This window comes from Arthrospira sp. PCC 9901 (assembly GCF_059013425.1).
Genome location: NZ_CP102296.1, coordinates 392682 through 408437, shown reverse-complemented (window position 1 = coordinate 408437; position 15756 = coordinate 392682). Strand labels below are relative to the sequence as shown.

Genomic DNA, 15756 nt, shown 5'->3' with positions numbered 1-15756 from the left:
CGGAGGTTAATCTACAGATTAACCTTGCACAATTGCTCGGGATTCGGTCAAAATTTCACTCATTAATTTGAGGTGTAACCCTCCCAATTCGGGTTCAAGTTGCTGACGCATCACTCGAATTCTTAGGGCATCTTCTCGTTCATCGGGAAAGACCACAAAAGTTGCACTCATATCAAAACGGCATTCAACTTTCTTCAAACGTTCCTCATCTAAATATGACCAATCTTTGAAATCGATCGCCCATTTTTTTCTACTAAATTCTACCAACAAATCAAACTCGTCAATTTCCGGCCAAAGCGTAACGCGAACCCCGAGTTTAGAGAATTCTTCTGCTAAATTTAGTTCCCAAATTCCGGGGAGAGTTCCGTACTGATGAACGCCGGGATTAACGGCTTTCCAGTTTTTAACTTCCTCTTTGGTTTTGGCGGGTAAAGGCAGTAAATTTAGCTGGGCTGAAAGTTGAGAACACCAAAGGTTTCGACAGGTATAAGTTCCGTCCGAACGGCGACGTTGTACATACTTACAGCGGGGACAAAAATGATAGGTTTCATCTTCGACCAAATCAACTAAATCAACGTAAGTTTTCTGTAAATACTCTCGTAAAGGTCTCAGTGTAGATGAAGACAACAAACTGCGATAATCAGAATAAGGCATTACTGGATGAGTAATTACCAACTTGCGAAACGTTCGATATTCGTTTTCTAATTGATGTTCTCGGCAGTATTGCAACACATCTTGAAGAACTTTTTCTTCTACCTGTCTTTCTGTATCGCGCCCTTCTACAAACCATTGAAAGGTAAAATCAGAAACCAACCCATCTTCTATTAATGTGGCATCGCCCGAAAGATTTTTGATTTCCGAAGCAGGAGACCATTCTATTACTGGCTTTTCTGCCCATTCCAATAATTCGGGAAGGTTGGCGGGGGCTTCTTCGTCTCCTTGGAGTAGAGACGTTAAATACATTCGTGACATTCCCAACCTCAAAGATGGTGGTATACCGGAGCGTTTTTGAGGTGATAATTTTTCCCATTCAACTAACCCCGTTGCCAAATAATGAAGGGTTTTATTAACATCAATTTTTCGTTGGGGTTCTGGCGGTTCTTCTCGAAGTAGGCGAAGGCTGCGAGCCATATTATCCTCCCATTCGACATCAATTCCGCGCATTGTTTGCAACCACTTTTGAAGTGTCGCTTTTTGCTGAGGTTTCATGTTGAGTTCAATACATAATTCCTCCAAAGTTGGGCTTTGTTTGTGGAGGCGAAAGCACTCTCTCAAGGCTTCTAATATTCGGTCTCGATGTTTGGTGACTTTCATGGGTCCTGGTCTTGGGGTTCTAGTTTTTTACATTTTGACCCATTCTGATATTAACGAGTTGAGAATGTCAATAAAATGTTGCAATGTTTCCTTGATGTTTCCTATGTTTCCATTTTTTAACAATTGACGTGGAGTGATGCACCTCTGAAAGCAACATCTACAATAGTGAAATCATGGGTAGATTAAGGATTTTCCATGGCGATCGCATATACCGGGGGTACTTACCATTGGAGGAGGTGAATGGGATAGCGCAGGAAATTAGGGCGCGTTCATTTGGGCACTCAGTAACCATTGACGACACTAAATACAAAAAAACGCCGTAACCTCGCCACAGAGTTAGGCATCCTAACACGGCATCAAAGACTAAGAATCATCTAGGTGAGTGCATTAAAGTGACGGTAGAATAAGGGTTATAGCTGTTATCGTGGGTTCAAGTCCACCGCCCCCACTATCCTAAAACCTGCAACCTGTAACGGTTGTGGGTTTTTGGTTTTGGCGCGCCACTTTTTTCTCATAATACCTCGCGCCTTGCTCTGTCGATTATTGACCCTTAGTTACTTATCTCATCAGTGTTTGGAGGCGATCGCTACTTTTTACTCCCATTACTCAGATCCTCTATTACCATCGGCGATCGCTCACTGACAATTACTCTAAAACTCCCTACAGTCATGGATTTACCAGATTGTAAAGAAATGTTAAAGTGTTTTTTATTAAAAAATGTTGCACAAACTTGATTTTGTTGCTAAAGTGTGCATAGAGCGAACAATAGTACAAAGGAGAACTGTAAGCTATGTTGTACGCTACCGTAACCTGTGATGTATCCTCAGTCAGCAACTGAGTTGAAGCCTCGATTCGTTCATATCATCATCAGCAAACTGAGTATGGACCATCAATCAGCAAACTTTCCGCTCCAGAAACCAGAACTAACCCAGAGGGATTTTGTTGTTCTTCACAATTTTAGCGTCCGCCTGGGTTGAACAGAATTTAGTCCAATCAATTGATTTAGCCGCCACTGTAGTGGAGTCCTAGTGTCCTGGCGGTATTTCACCACAGACAGGAGATTTTTATGAATATCCAAGGTATTACAGCCCTAATTACAGGGGCTTCCCGTGGTATCGGACGAGCGATCGCCCTAGAGTTAGCCCGCAATGGCGTGGGTCGTCTGTTATTAGTCGCCCGCGATCGCCAAAAATTAGCAGAATTGGCAGCAGAACTCAGCGACATGGAAGTAGAAGTGATCACCCTCGCCCTAGATCTCACACAACCCACAGAAGTTAATATCGCCTTAGCCCAAGCATGGCGAACTCACGGCCCCATTGATTTATTAGTGAACTGCGCCGGGGTCGCCCATCAAACCCCCTTCTTGAAATCTAAATTACCCCAAGTCCAAGAAGAACTATCCCTAAACCTGATGGGACTTTACACAGTCACCCGTGCGATCGCCCGACGTATGGCCACCCGAAACCAAGGAACCATCGTCAATGTATCCAGTCTCATGGGCAAAATCGCCGCCCCCACCATGTCCACATACTCAGCCACTAAATTCGCCATCCTAGGCTTTACCGAGGCACTAAGGTCTGAATTAGCCCAACACAATATCAAAGTTATGGCTTTACTTCCCACCCTCACCGATACAGACATGACCCGTCGCCTGCAACTATTTCGCTGGGTCACTCCCATGACCCCCCAACAGGTTGCCCAAGTGTTAATTATCGGACTGCGGAAAGACTCCCCAGAAATTCTGGTAGGGTGGCAAAGTCACCTAGCCGTTTGGTGTCGTCGCATTGCCCCCTCGGTAATGAACAAAGTCTTAAAAATGGCATCTCCCCTTTCTCGGAATTATCCCGAGTCTCCCACAGCTTGGCGGCGAGTAGGTGCTGCTTCCCGCTAACCTCTCATTGCACAATGGATAATTAATCATCTGGTAGGGGCGGGTTCCGCAGTTAATTCGATTTCTGACAAATCATATTACTAAACCCCCCCTATCCCATACTGATCATAATTCTGACAGTCACAGCATCTTCTTTGCTAGAATTATTGACTGTTCATTCTCATTTGAGCAATCATCAACATGATGTTAAACGGTCTAGCCACTGAACTTTCAGGCATTGTAGTTTCCTTAAATGGAATTTTAACAGGATTTTGTCAACTGTTGGCACTGTTTGTAATTGCCATTGGCGTGACCCGTGCTTTAGTGATTTTTCTGAAAGATGCCTTATTTAAAAGTCAGGCTACAGAAGCATTTCAACGAGGCCGTTTAGTCATGGGTTATTCATTTTCCCTAGCCCTCAGTTTTTTAATTGGAGCCACTATTTTAAAAACCATGATTTCTAGCCGTTGGGATGATATCGCCCGGTTAGCTGCTATTATTGCCGTGCGAACTGTCCTAAATTATCTATTACTTCAGGCAATTAGCAAGGCAACTCCAGAAGTTGAACAAATTAGCACTCCCGCCGAAACTTAATCAAAAACTACAGATAATCTCACCAGAAAAAACCTGTCAATTGCTGAGTAATCCGCCATTATGCCCGCCCTAGAGGGGACAAGCATATAGCTGACCCCCCTTGAGTCTGTCAGTCTTAAAAAGAGTAGGCTGTCTGTAATGCCCACCAAATTAGAAGGCCGATACTACCCAAAATCAGTAGTGAAGAAACAATCACAACCGTAGGGCTATCTGCTCCCTTAAACTTCATAATTCCTCGATCTAGGTCTGATGGCATATACACTTACTCCTACTTTAAGTTTTGTTTGAGTCCAACTAAGCAGGTTGGAGAACGTCGCTCTTTACCTACCTAGATTTTACCCAAACAATAATTATACAATATCTAATGCTTGTTAGCTATAATTTGCCCTTGACAATGCCCCCCAGCCGATCGCCTACCTAGGGGAGACTGGTTAAGTTAGCTAGTCCTCCCCCCTTTGACCTCTGCCAAGACCTCTGCCAAATTGTCAGAAATCTATTATAATGGTGACTTTGATATTTCCACGGACATTAAAAACACTATTTCCGCAGTTATGACTACTTTTCGAGAGATTTGTCAATACTATCGAGATTATCGTTTATTAGCAATTCTTAGTATTAGTGCATCGAGCATTTTTGAACTAATTGATTTGCTAGTACCATATACGATCGGACAGATTTTAAATGTCCTGTCTGGTCAAGGTGCAGATGGCTTCATACAGTTAACAGTAACAGCGATCGCCTCCGCCACTGGGCTACCAGACCAACAGAACACAGCTTTAATCATATTACTAGGTATCATTTTTTTAGTCACCGTTATCAAAGCACCTATTCAGCCTTGGTTGGGCTCATGGTTTCACTGGTTAATCCCCCTAGCCGCGCGGCGAGACCAGCATCAGAATGCTCTCCAAAAAATCTTGACTTTACCCCTAGAATTTTACGAAGAAAATAACCCCGGTCGCATTGCTAACCGCATCACCAAAGGCATAACTAACCATACCTGGACTTACCCAGAAATAGCAGGTCAACTAATCCCGAAACTCGTGCGAGTCATCGGTATTTTCATAGTCATTTTGTTCATTAAGTGGCAAATAGCCATATTTTTCTTAGTGTCTTTTGTCTTTATTCTGTCCTTTACCCTCGTCAAACTTCGACATCTCATTAGATTAGAAACCCGACTAGACAGCCATCAAGAAAACACCGAAAGTCGCAACTCGGAAATCATCACTAACATCAAAACTGTCAAAGCCTTTGCTACCGAAAATCAGGAACTTGAACGACAAAGCACTCGCCTAAACCGAGAGTTAACCGTAGTTATCCATCGCATTCACCGAGACTATGTAAAACTCGCTACCTACCAAAATACAACGGTGCAATTTTGTTTATTTATGGTATTGGGTTTTACTTTGTTTGCTACCTTTGGAGGGCAAATGTCTCTGGGGTATTTTGTGGTTACTTATACCCTCTCTAGCATGGCTTATTCTGAACTAACTCCCATTAGTTTATTGGCGGAAGTTTTTGCACGCCGCTATTCTTCTATGGTGCGTTTTTATGAGTTTATGCAGTTGAAAGAGGGACAAGATGCCATCAAATTAAACTCGGAAAATCATCAGGTATCCTATCACTTTAAGGGTAAAGTTGAATTGCAAAACTTAACCTTTGGCTATATCCCAGAAAAACCAGTTTTGCAGGATATTAACCTGTTTATAGAACCCTGTCAAACTGTCGCGCTGGTGGGTCATTCCGGTTCCGGTAAGTCTACCTTGGTCAAGCTATTATTTCGCTACTTTGAACCATTACAGGGTCGCATTTTAATCGATGGTGAAAATATCCAAGATTTGGATGTGACCGCCTATAGGCGACGTTTAGCTATCGTTCATCAAGATGTTGATATCTTCAATGGAACCTTGTTAAATAACCTCACCTATGGCAACCCTAACGCTACCCTAGATGAAGTTAACGAAGCCTGTAAAATTGCCCGAGCCGATGAGTTTATTAATCAACTTGATAAGGGTTATTATACTACTGTGGGAGAACGAGGAATGCGCCTGTCTGGGGGGCAAAAACAGCGGTTAGGTATTGCTAGGGCATTGTTAGTCAATCCTGATATCTTGATTTTTGATGAAGCTACTTCTAGCTTGGATTATGAATCAGAACGTTCCATTCAAATAGCCATGCAAAATATTCTGGGAACTCGGACTACAATTATTGTGGCTCACCGTCTCAGTACCATTCGGGAAGCTGATAAAATTGTGGTATTAGATCATGGTAAAATTGTCGAGATCGGTAGTCATGATGAGTTACTTAATCACCGGGGAATTTATCGGAGATTACACGCACTCCAAGAAACTGGGGACGTGATTTGAGTAGAAGGGGGCGAAAATTAGCCCCCCCTTTAACAAGAGCTTTAATCACTATTAACAGGGACCCTCTGAACCGTCTGGCATAATCGCGCCACAAAAGGTCGCCCCCTCTAATCTAGCATTATTTAAGTTGGCATTATTCAAATTAGCCTGATCTAAATTAGCACCTTCCAGAAAGGCGCGATACATATCTGACCAGGATAAGTCACTATTAGAAAGGTTAGCTTGTCTAAGGGTGGTGCTGTGTAACCTGGCATCCCGCAGGTCTGCACCTGCTAAATTTGCGCCAATTAGGTTGGCTGAACTTAGATCCGCACCTCTTAATTTTGCCCCCCGCAGGTCACTATTTTGCAAATTAGCACCTATGAGAGCCGCGCCGTCTAGTTCGGCTTCCTGTAGGTTGGCTCCACTGAGATCGCACTGCTGACACTGTTTGGTATTTAGCAATTGTTGGATGTCTCGGGGTCGGGCGGCGATCGCCTCAATTCCTAACCCTATTACAGCCAGAAGACCGGGAACAACAACTATTAATTTCATCGAAAACCTGACCAATACTAGCCCGACTTTGACATCATACTATATTATATAGGGGGCTAACTCATGTTAAATCTATTAGCCCCTTTTATTGATTTCAATAGGCTACAGTCATGTTCACATATTTACTAACTACGGTAATCACCTCCTGATAGTTTTTGAATAAACGGTAGGTTGATAGGCTACCATTTACAAACATTGGTAGGGCTGGAGTTGGCATTAATGTGGTGATAAATGTATTCACAATGCACCACAAAATCACCAGGGTTATGCAGCCGATCGCTGCAATTATCACTAGGTCACTGCTTTTTAGTCGCAGGAAGCCTATGTACGTCGCCTGTCCAGGCAGCGTCATTAAAGACAGGGGTATTTTAGGTGTCATCACTAACCGCTCAGAATCTAGGGTGGGTATAACAAACCAGGTCTATACCAACCTAAGGAAACTGAATTGCCAAGCTATCTAATTTTCTTAGAAAGTGTGCGCCTCAGCCTCCTCTCAATGCCTACGGAGTTAGCTGACGGGCTAGGGCTGAGAGTTGCCCTTCTCATCGTCTCTGTCGGTTGTTGACAGAAACACCTTGCGAGATTAGCCCCAAAAATTTGGTTCCTCCGCTCCGACCACATCACCGCGTCTGCACCTGCTCGAAAAGTACATAACGGCAATGTTTTACTTTCGCCGGATTAGGCTGACTGTTTGTTTTCTATATAATCCTATTCTAAATTACCAAATATCAAATCGTCAAGAAATTGTGAAATTTTTTTTTGACAGGGAAACAACGGATGATATTCTTAGGGGGAAGGGTAGCTAGATCTCGGAAGCGATCGCCGATCGCCCTACATTGAGAAAAACTCAACAGGGGGATTGTGGGGAAGGATGTCAATTGGAAAATTTCCCCTTTAGTGCTACAGTTAGCAATTGACCACTACTGACAAGAACCATGTCTGCGCCCCCTAGCGCCCCAACTGTAACAACATTTCCCCTCGCCGCCGTGGTGGGACAAGAAGCGATCAAATTTGCCCTGCTGCTGGCCGCAGTTGATCCCGGCTTAGGAGGTGTGGTAATTGCTGGACGGCGGGGAACCGCTAAATCAGTGATGGCCAGAGCCCTTCATGCCTTATTACCGCCCCTAGAAGTAGTAAAAGATGCGATCGCCAACATTCCCCCCAACTGGGAAGCGGGAGAACCCACCCCAGAAACCGAAATCATCCCCGCGCCCTTTGTACAAGTTCCCCTAGGGGTAACAGAAGATAGGCTGATAGGTTCAGTAGACGTAGAAAAATCCGTTAAACAGGGCGACACCGTATTTCAACCCGGCCTATTAGCCACAGCCAACCGAGGAGTCCTTTACATTGACGAAATCAACCTCCTCGATGACAATATAGCCAACCTGCTGCTAACAGTTTTAACGGAAGGGCGCAACGTCATTGAAAGGGAAGGGATCAGCTTTGAACATCCCTGCCAACCCCTATTTATCGCGACCTATAACCCGGAAGAAGGTCCCCTGCGAACCCATTTACTCGATCGCATTGCCATAGCCCTATCTGCTGATGGAGTCCTGAGTTTAGATCAACGGGTGCAAGCAGTAGACCAAGCCCTCGATTATTCCCAGTCTCCCGAGGCATTTCTCCAGCAATATACAGAAGACTTAGATAACCTGAAAACTCAAATTCTCCTAGCCAGAGAATGGCTAAAAGATGTCACCATCACCTCAGAGCAAATTCTGTACCTGGTAGAAGAAGCCATCAGAGGGGTAGTTCCCGGACACCGGGCGGAACTGTTTGCGGTGCGAGTAGCTAAGGCTTCGGCGGCTTTAGATGGTAGAAATAGCGTTAATGCTGATGACTTGCGGCGGGCGGTAGAATTAGTTATTGTACCCAGAGCCACAGTAATTCAGACCCCCCCCGAAGAACAACAACAGCCACCACCCCCACCCCCACCACCCCCCCAAGGTGAGGACGAACCGGAACCAGAGGACGAAGACGAAGACGAAGACGAAGAACCGGAAACCGAACCCCCAGAAGAAGAAGAAAATAGCATCCCAGAAGAGTTTGTGTTTGACCCGGAAGGGGTGGTGCTAGATCCAACGGTGTTGTATTTCTCGCAAATGGCAAACCGACAGGGTAAAACTGGCAGCCGCAGTATGATTTTTTCAGAGGATCGCGGTCGGTATGTTAAACCCATGCTACCCAAGGGTAAAGTACAACGCATTGCGGTAGATGCTACCCTACGGGCGGCAGCACCCTATCAGCGATCGCGACGGTTACGATATCCTGAACGTCGGGTAGTGGTAGAACAGGGGGATATTAGATCTAAGCGCCTAGCCAGAAAGTCCGGGGCTTTGGTGGTGTTTGTGGTGGATGCTTCCGGGTCTATGGCCCTAAACCGGATGCAGTCAGCCAAAGGCGCGGTAATGCAGCTATTAACTGAGGCTTACCAAAGCCGCGACATGGTGTCGTTAATTCCCTTCCGAGGGGAACAGGCGGAAGTTTTGTTACCGCCTACTCGGTCAATTGCGGCCGCCAAACGACGCTTGGAAAGGATGCCCTGTGGGGGTGGGTCTCCCCTGGCTCACGGACTAACTCAAGCGGTGCGGGTGGGGATGAATGCTAAACAGTCTGGAGATATCGGACAGGTGGTAATTGTAGCAATTACGGACGGCCGAGGTAACATTCCCTTAGCCCGATCGCTCGGTGAACCTATCTTAGAAGGTGAAAAACCGGATATTAAAGGGGAATTGCTGGAAATTGCTGCCAAAATTCGTGGTTTGGGTATTCAATTGTTAGTAATTGATACCGAAAATAAATTTGTCTCGACAGGTTTTGCCAAAGAATTGGCGAAAACCGCAGGAGGTAAGTATTATCATTTACCCAAAGCCACGGATCAGGCGATCGCAGCTATGACTCAAAATGCCATTCGTGATGCGATCGGTTAAAGTATAGATAACCAATAGGTTTTTTCCATGGAACCTGTTATTTCCCATTCTGGGGAAAAGCCATCCCCAGGCAGGTTTTACCCATGGTTGCTAGAGGTTTTCCAGGGTCTCAGAAATTCCGTCAATTGGTCATCTGTCCGCCTGGTAAAAATTTGCCTATAATACCGGAAAACAGTTAGTCCCAACCCTAGACTAATATTGTGCTTCCTAATGCTCAGGATTAACCAATAGTGTTTTGAGTGGAAATTTATGAGTATGTTTAATGCTACTGCCATTCTCATTGATGCCTTCGTCCAACGCCTACAGGCTGGTTACCGCCGTACCTATGGGGGATTTAAACCAGACTACCCCGAAATAATTGCTTGGGCTGGCACAATGGCTCTGGAAAATATCGCCAACTGTGACGCTTTATACCACAATGTCGAACATACTATGCTTGTCACCCTAGTAGGACAAGAAATTCTGCGCGGGAAGCATATTCGAGAGGGGGGAGTCACGCCAGAAGACTGGTTACACTTTACCATTTCACTCCTATGTCATGATATCGGCTATGTGAAAGGAGTATGTCGGCGAGACCAAGACGCTAATGGTTTATATGCGACAGGAATTGATGATGGTATGGTTTCCATAAGTTCAGGCGCAACCTCGGCTAGTCTGACTCCCTACCATGTCGATCGCGGTAAATTAGTCATAGATGAACGCTTTGGTGGTCATAAACTAATTGATGCGGAACAAATTAAACGCAACATTGAACTAACCCGGTTTCCCGTCCCGGCTGATGAAACTCACCAAGACCGCCAGAATTACTCAGGACTCGCGCGCGCGGCTGATTTAATCGGTCAACTCAGTGACCCTCGCTACCTCAAAAAGATTAGTTCCCTATTCTACGAATTTGAAGAAGTCGGGACTAATAAAGTCCTAGGTTACAAAACCCCCGGCGACCTCCGTAATAATTACGCCAAATTCTACTGGAATGGTGTATTTCCCTACATTCCCGCCGCCTTGCGATATTTACAACTGACCCAGGAAGGGAAACAAGTTGTGGCTAACCTATACGCTAACGTTTTCCAGGTGGAAAATGAACGGCGTATCCTCAGCGAAAGCGAGAAATATCTGCCAGATAATTCATCCATTGGTGAAGAAAATGGCTACAATGGCGACAAAAACGGTAGTTCAGACCTACCCAAATTTAGCGAAATGTCTAATTTGAATTTGTGAACGACCAAACACCAAAAACCCCAACCCCGGAAATTTCCCAAAAACTTGAACAGTTGAGGCTAACTGTCCAACGGGCTAGTTATGCCTATTATGTTCTGGATGCTCCGACTATGGAGGATGGGGTTTACGATCGCCTATATCGGGAACTGCAAGAACTCGAAACCCAATACCCAGAACTAATCTCTCCTGATAGTCCTACCCAGAGAGTCGGAGAAAAACCCGCTACTCAGTTTGAGTCTGTACGCCATAATATCAGTCTTTATAGCCTGGAAAATGCCTTTAATATGGCAGAACTCCAGGCTTGGGATGAAAAATGGCGACGTTTTCTTGGTAACTGTGCAGCGGAAGATAATAACTATATCTGTGAACTCAAAATAGATGGTTCGGCGATCGCTCTCACCTATCACGATGGCATATTAGTTAGGGGTGCGACTCGTGGGGATGGAGTCACTGGGGAAGACATTACCCAAAATATTAAAACTATCCGCTCTATTCCCCTAAAATTACATCTGGATAACCCGCCGCCTGTGGTGGAAGTTCGGGGGGAGGCTTTCCTCTACAACCGTATTTTTGCGGAAATTAACCAGGAAAGACAAAAAAACGGAGAGCCACTATTTGCTAACCCGCGTAATGCGGCCGCCGGAACCCTGCGACAACTTGACTCCCGCATTGTGGCTGCTCGACACTTGGATTTTTTCGCCTATACTTTACACCTAGACTCCCCCAATTTACATGATCACTGGGATTGTCTGGAGTTGCTCCCAAAAATGGGCTTTAAAGTCAATCCTAATCGCCAACTGTGTCAATCTTTGCTGGAAGTTCAGCAGTATTTTAATACTTGGGAAACTCAGCGCCGAGAATTACCCTATATGACTGATGGGGTGGTGGTTAAGCTAAATTCCCTCAGTCTCCAAAAACAGTTGGGAGAAACGAGAAAATTTCCCCGCTGGGCGATCGCCCTTAAATATCCGGCGGAAGAATTGCCCACTAAGATTATATCAGTTACTTTCCAGGTCGGACGTACTGGAGCCTTGACTCCGGTGGCTGAACTTGAACCCATACAGTTAGCTGGAACAACTGTTAAACGCGCTACACTTCATAATCAAGACCGCCTGACTGAATTAGACCTACATATTGGCGATACGGTAATTGTCCGTAAGGCTGGGGAAATTATCCCGGAAGTGGTGCGAGTATTGCCGGATTTGCGACCAACTGGCGCTAAACTGGTGACTATGCCGACTCATTGTCCTGAGTGTGGGGAAACTGTGGTAAAAACTCCACCGGAGGCGGTCACCCGCTGTATTAATTCCTCTTGTCCGGCTATTGTGCGCGGTTCTATTCTTCACTGGTGCGGAAGAAAGGCTTTAGATATTAATGGTATTGGGGAAAAGCTGGTTCAGCAATTGGTTGAGACTCAATTGGTGCGATCGGTCGCTGACCTTTATCATCTTAATATGGATCAGTTGGTTGCCTTAGAACGCCTGGGCCAAAAATCAGCCCAGAAAATTCTGGAGGCGATCGCCGCTTCTAAAAAACAACCCTGGCATCGAGTATTATATGGTCTAGGTATTCGCTATGTCGGAGAGGTTAATGCTGAGTTACTCGCTCAAAATTTCCCGAGTTGTCAGAGTTTGGCGGCGGCTTCTTCCGCACAAATAGAAGGCGTTTATGGTATCGGCGCGGAAATTGCTACTTCTGTTTATCAGTGGTTCCAAAATCCTGCTAATATCAGTTTATGCGATCGACTTCAACAAGCTGGTCTACAGCTTACCAGTGTGCCGTCAACTGCACCAAAATCTACTCCCCAAGCGCAACCTTTCGCCGGAAAAACCTTTGTGCTTACCGGAACATTACCTACTCTCACCCGAGAGGAAGCTAAATATATCATTGAGAAAGCTGGGGGAAAAGTAACTAATTCTGTTACCCAAAAAGTCGATTATTTACTATTAGGAGACAAGCCGGGATCGAAATTAGAAAAAGCTCAAAATCTGGGTATCGCAGAGTTATCCGAATTAGAGCTTTTAGAGATGGCAAAATAAGCCATTATTTAGGGTGTAAATTAAAACCACAAATCAGCATCATTGAACTGATGTATTAGTTTGCAAATCTCAATCCGGGTGACATACAGCTTGTTCACCAGTCGCTTAATACATTGCCCTCACCCTAAATCTGGATCCCAGAGAGGGAGAGGGACTTTGAGAGGTGATCAGATGATTTCTGAACAGGCTGTATTCAGGGCTTGCTCAACTATATTTCTGCTACTTTTAGCCAGTAAATCCGATTAAATATCCCTCTAAAAGCGCCATAGAAATATATGCTCAAAACCAATCAAATCATCTCCCTGCTGCTCATTTTTATTCCCATTTCCATTGTCGCTGAATATGGACACTGGGGAGCCACTATAATCTTTATAACCGCCGCCCTAGCCATTATTCCCCTGGCGGCTTGGATGGGTACAGCCACCGAAGAAATAGCAGTAGTTCTCGGCCCTAATTTAGGAGGGTTAATGAATGCCACATTTGGCAATGCTACCGAATTAATTATCGGTTTTGTCGCTCTCAAAGCCGGATTGGTAGAGGTAGTCAAAGCCAGCATTACCGGGTCAATTATTGGCAACTTATTACTGGTAATGGGTTTAGCCATGTTTCTGGGAGGATTAAGGTTCAAAGAACAAGAATTTCCCCCAGTAGTGGCTCGTCTGAATGCCTCAGCCATGACCTTAGCAGTAATTGCTATATTAGTTCCCACCGCCGTAGATGTCACGTCCAGCGGCATAGAAGAAAGCACCATGCAAACTCTGTCCGGTGCGGTGGCGCTAGTGTTGATTATAGTTTATATCCTCACCCTACTATTTTCCATGAAAACCCACTCCTATTTATATGATGTGGGATTAGCAGAAAACGAAGTAGAACCCGGAACTGGAGAAGAAATATCAGGGGAACCTCATCATCAAATCAATCTAAAATTATGGATTGTGGTGCTTTTAGTGGCTACAATTATGGTGGCGGTTGAGTCGGAGCTGTTGGTAGGTACTCTGGAAGAGGCTACCGAGAGCCTGGGTTTGACAGCACTATTTACCGGGGTGATCCTAGTTCCGATTATTGGGAATGCGGCTGAACACGCCACGGCTGTCACGGTTGCTATGAAAAATAAAATGGATCTGTCGGTGTCGGTGGCTGTAGGGTCCAGTTTGCAGATTGCCCTATTTGTAGCACCAGTGTTAGTTCTGGCGGGGTTGGTGCTAAATCAGCCGATGGATTTAGACTTTAACCCCTTTGAGTTAATAGCTGTGGCTGTATCGGTGGCGATCGCTAATTCGGTAAGTTCTGACGGCCGGTCGGACTGGTTGGAAGGGGTGTTGCTGCTGGCTGCATATATGGTTTTAGGAATAGCCTTTTTCTTTCATCCCGTCATGTAACCCACCCCCAAGCAGCAAGTCACATTTTGATAGCTTATTAGTATCCTCGATCCAAAATGTTATACTGGGTTGCAACAGTATCGGCTAATATTATCATATATAGTAGCAGTTATAGTAGCAGTCCTTATATGGCCGCCTTCCTGAAAGTCGCGATCGAGGCTTATGCTTTCCAGTTTGCTACTGTGTCCTTTCAATGTCTAAGCACCTATTCCCAAGCGATTGCCAAAAAGGATAGATATGTATATGGATTTGGACGGTAGGTGGCTAAAGCCGATCTTCGCTTTTCATCCCTGCTTTGAACAGGCAGGGCTTCCAAGTGTTAAGGTGTTTCCGTGAGTTATTGCCTCAATCCCAACTGCCCTAAACCCGATGATGAGTCAAATGCCAAACGACGCATTTGCGCTCAGTGTGGCTCTGATCTGTTGATACAGAGTCGTTATCGTGTTCTCAAAAAGATGGGTGGGGGAGGATTTGGTCAAACTTTTGAGATTCTCGACCAAAAAGATAAGACTCGCAAAGTTTTAAAAGTTCTCCTCAAAGAACATCCCAAGGCGATCGCTCTGTTTAAACAAGAGGCGAAAGTTTTGAGTGAACTGAGTCATCCCGGCATTCCTAAAGTAGATAAAGATGGCTACTTTACCTTTATGCCGAAAGATGAGTCGCCGCTGCATTGTTTAGTCATGGAGAAAATCGAAGGGTTAAACCTTCAGGAGTGGATGAAGGAGCGGAAAAAAGAACCCATCAGCCCAGAATTAGCCATGGATTGGCTAAAACAACTGGTTGAGATTCTCGATCGCGTCCACAGTTTACAGTATTTTCACCGAGATATTAAACCTCAAAACATCATGCGAAAGCCTGATGGTCAACTGGTGTTAATTGATTTTGGTACAGCGCGGGAAGTGACCGAGACCATTATGGGGTTTAGCTCAGATGGCCCCGGCGAACAGGATAATGATAAGAAACACGCCACAGGAATTGTCTCTCCTGGTTATACGCCACCAGAACAAACCAATGGTAAAGCAGTACCTCAGTCGGACTTTTTTGCCCTGGGTCGGACTTTTGTTTATCTATTGACGGGAAAACCTCCCACGGCTTACCCAGAAAATCCTCGCACTGGGAAACTTTTGTGGCGTAAGGGTGCGCCAAATATCCCGAAACAATTGGCTGATGTTCTTGATTATCTGATGGCACCATTTCCGGGAAATCGCCCTCAGAACCCTGGGATAGTTCTCCAGTGTTTAGCGGAAGTGGAACTTAATCCGCCACCCCGCGATAGTGATGAAAGAGAAGATCCCAAATCAGATAGCAAAGGTAAAAAGAAAGAACAGCCGAAAATTAATCCTTTGTCAAAAATCCGCCTCAGTGAACTGAAAATTAAGATTCCCTTCAAGGCTATTGGTATTCTGAGTGTGATTGTGACTATGGGGGGGTTGATTTATACCCAGATAGACGGTTATCGGCGCTATGGCTTAATTCCGGCTAACCCTCTGTTGGTGATTAGAGGGTGGCTCTAAT

General features: G+C 45.1%; 13 protein-coding genes, 1 pseudogene and 1 riboswitch. Of the genes and pseudogenes, 10 read left to right on the top strand and 4 right to left on the bottom strand.

Annotation, left to right across the window (positions count from 1 at the left end; translation table 11 throughout):
- Window positions 1-18 precede the first annotated feature (18 nt).
- Window positions 19-1314, bottom strand: coding sequence for a restriction endonuclease-related protein (locus tag NLZ44_RS01975; protein WP_493751700.1), 1296 nt, complete (start codon window positions 1312-1314; stop codon window positions 19-21).
- Between the two features lie 227 nt (window positions 1315-1541).
- On the opposite strand from NLZ44_RS01975, the pseudogene NLZ44_RS01970 reads away from it, so the two are divergent.
- From NLZ44_RS01970 to NLZ44_RS01960, 3 genes and pseudogenes are all read left to right on the top strand, one after another.
- Window positions 1542-1677 (top strand): annotated as a pseudogene (locus NLZ44_RS01970) (site-specific integrase); the annotation flags it as partial.
- Between the two features lie 703 nt (window positions 1678-2380).
- On the top strand, window positions 2381-3205 hold the full coding sequence (locus tag NLZ44_RS01965) for an SDR family NAD(P)-dependent oxidoreductase (RefSeq protein ID WP_111894847.1): 825 nt from the start codon (window positions 2381-2383) through the stop codon (window positions 3203-3205).
- Between the two features lie 180 nt (window positions 3206-3385).
- On the top strand, window positions 3386-3778 hold the full coding sequence (locus NLZ44_RS01960; protein WP_493751699.1) for a DUF1622 domain-containing protein: 393 nt from the start codon (window positions 3386-3388) through the stop codon (window positions 3776-3778).
- A 115-nt stretch (window positions 3779-3893) separates the two neighbouring features.
- Here the strand turns inward: NLZ44_RS01960 and NLZ44_RS01955 are convergent, their stop codons facing one another.
- Window positions 3894-4034 (bottom strand): hypothetical protein, encoded by a 141-nt coding sequence (locus NLZ44_RS01955; RefSeq protein ID WP_006624550.1) that lies wholly within the window; start codon window positions 4032-4034, stop codon window positions 3894-3896.
- 295 nt (window positions 4035-4329) lie between these two features.
- On the opposite strand from NLZ44_RS01955, the gene NLZ44_RS01950 reads away from it, so the two are divergent.
- The gene (locus NLZ44_RS01950) at window positions 4330-6141 is read left to right on the top strand and encodes an ABC transporter ATP-binding protein (RefSeq protein ID WP_493751698.1); all 1812 of its coding nucleotides are present in this window, start codon (window positions 4330-4332) and stop codon (window positions 6139-6141) included.
- Between the two features lie 51 nt (window positions 6142-6192).
- Here NLZ44_RS01950 and NLZ44_RS01945 read toward each other — a convergent pair whose 3' ends face one another.
- Together NLZ44_RS01945 and NLZ44_RS01940 are read right to left on the bottom strand one after the other, a co-directional pair.
- Window positions 6193-6675: a pentapeptide repeat-containing protein gene (locus tag NLZ44_RS01945; RefSeq protein ID WP_111893860.1), complete on the bottom strand. Its 483-nt coding sequence runs from the start codon at window positions 6673-6675 to the stop codon at window positions 6193-6195.
- A gap of 94 nt (window positions 6676-6769) precedes the next feature.
- Window positions 6770-7054 (bottom strand): hypothetical protein, encoded by a 285-nt coding sequence (locus NLZ44_RS01940; RefSeq protein WP_111893862.1) that lies wholly within the window; start codon window positions 7052-7054, stop codon window positions 6770-6772.
- Window positions 7055-7157: 103 nt separating this feature from the next.
- Window positions 7158-7319: riboswitch (cyclic di-AMP (ydaO/yuaA leader) on the bottom strand.
- Window positions 7320-7610: 291 nt separating this feature from the next.
- Between NLZ44_RS01940 and bchD the strand changes: the two genes are divergently transcribed.
- From bchD to NLZ44_RS01910, 6 genes are all read left to right on the top strand, one after another.
- Complete coding sequence (gene bchD, locus NLZ44_RS01935) at window positions 7611-9605, top strand: magnesium chelatase ATPase subunit D (RefSeq protein WP_008051164.1); 1995 nt, start codon at window positions 7611-7613, stop codon at window positions 9603-9605.
- 255 nt (window positions 9606-9860) lie between these two features.
- Window positions 9861-10823, top strand: coding sequence for an Npun_R2479 family HD domain-containing metalloprotein (locus NLZ44_RS01930; RefSeq protein ID WP_174447142.1), 963 nt, complete (start codon window positions 9861-9863; stop codon window positions 10821-10823).
- Window positions 10820-12862 carry an NAD-dependent DNA ligase LigA gene (gene ligA, locus NLZ44_RS01925; protein WP_493751697.1) on the top strand — a complete coding sequence of 681 codons (2043 nt, stop codon included), beginning with the start codon at window positions 10820-10822 and terminating at the stop codon, window positions 12860-12862. The genes NLZ44_RS01930 and ligA overlap by 4 nt, the downstream gene beginning before the upstream one ends.
- Before the next feature lie 275 nt (window positions 12863-13137).
- Window positions 13138-14241 carry a calcium/proton exchanger gene (gene cax, locus NLZ44_RS01920; RefSeq protein ID WP_493751696.1) on the top strand — a complete coding sequence of 368 codons (1104 nt, stop codon included), beginning with the start codon at window positions 13138-13140 and terminating at the stop codon, window positions 14239-14241.
- A 56-nt stretch (window positions 14242-14297) separates the two neighbouring features.
- Window positions 14298-14501: a hypothetical protein gene (locus tag NLZ44_RS01915; RefSeq protein WP_493751695.1), complete on the top strand. Its 204-nt coding sequence runs from the start codon at window positions 14298-14300 to the stop codon at window positions 14499-14501.
- 72 nt (window positions 14502-14573) lie between these two features.
- Window positions 14574-15755, top strand: coding sequence for a serine/threonine protein kinase (locus NLZ44_RS01910; RefSeq protein ID WP_493751694.1), 1182 nt, complete (start codon window positions 14574-14576; stop codon window positions 15753-15755).
- The last annotated feature ends 1 nt before the right edge of the window (window position 15756 follow it).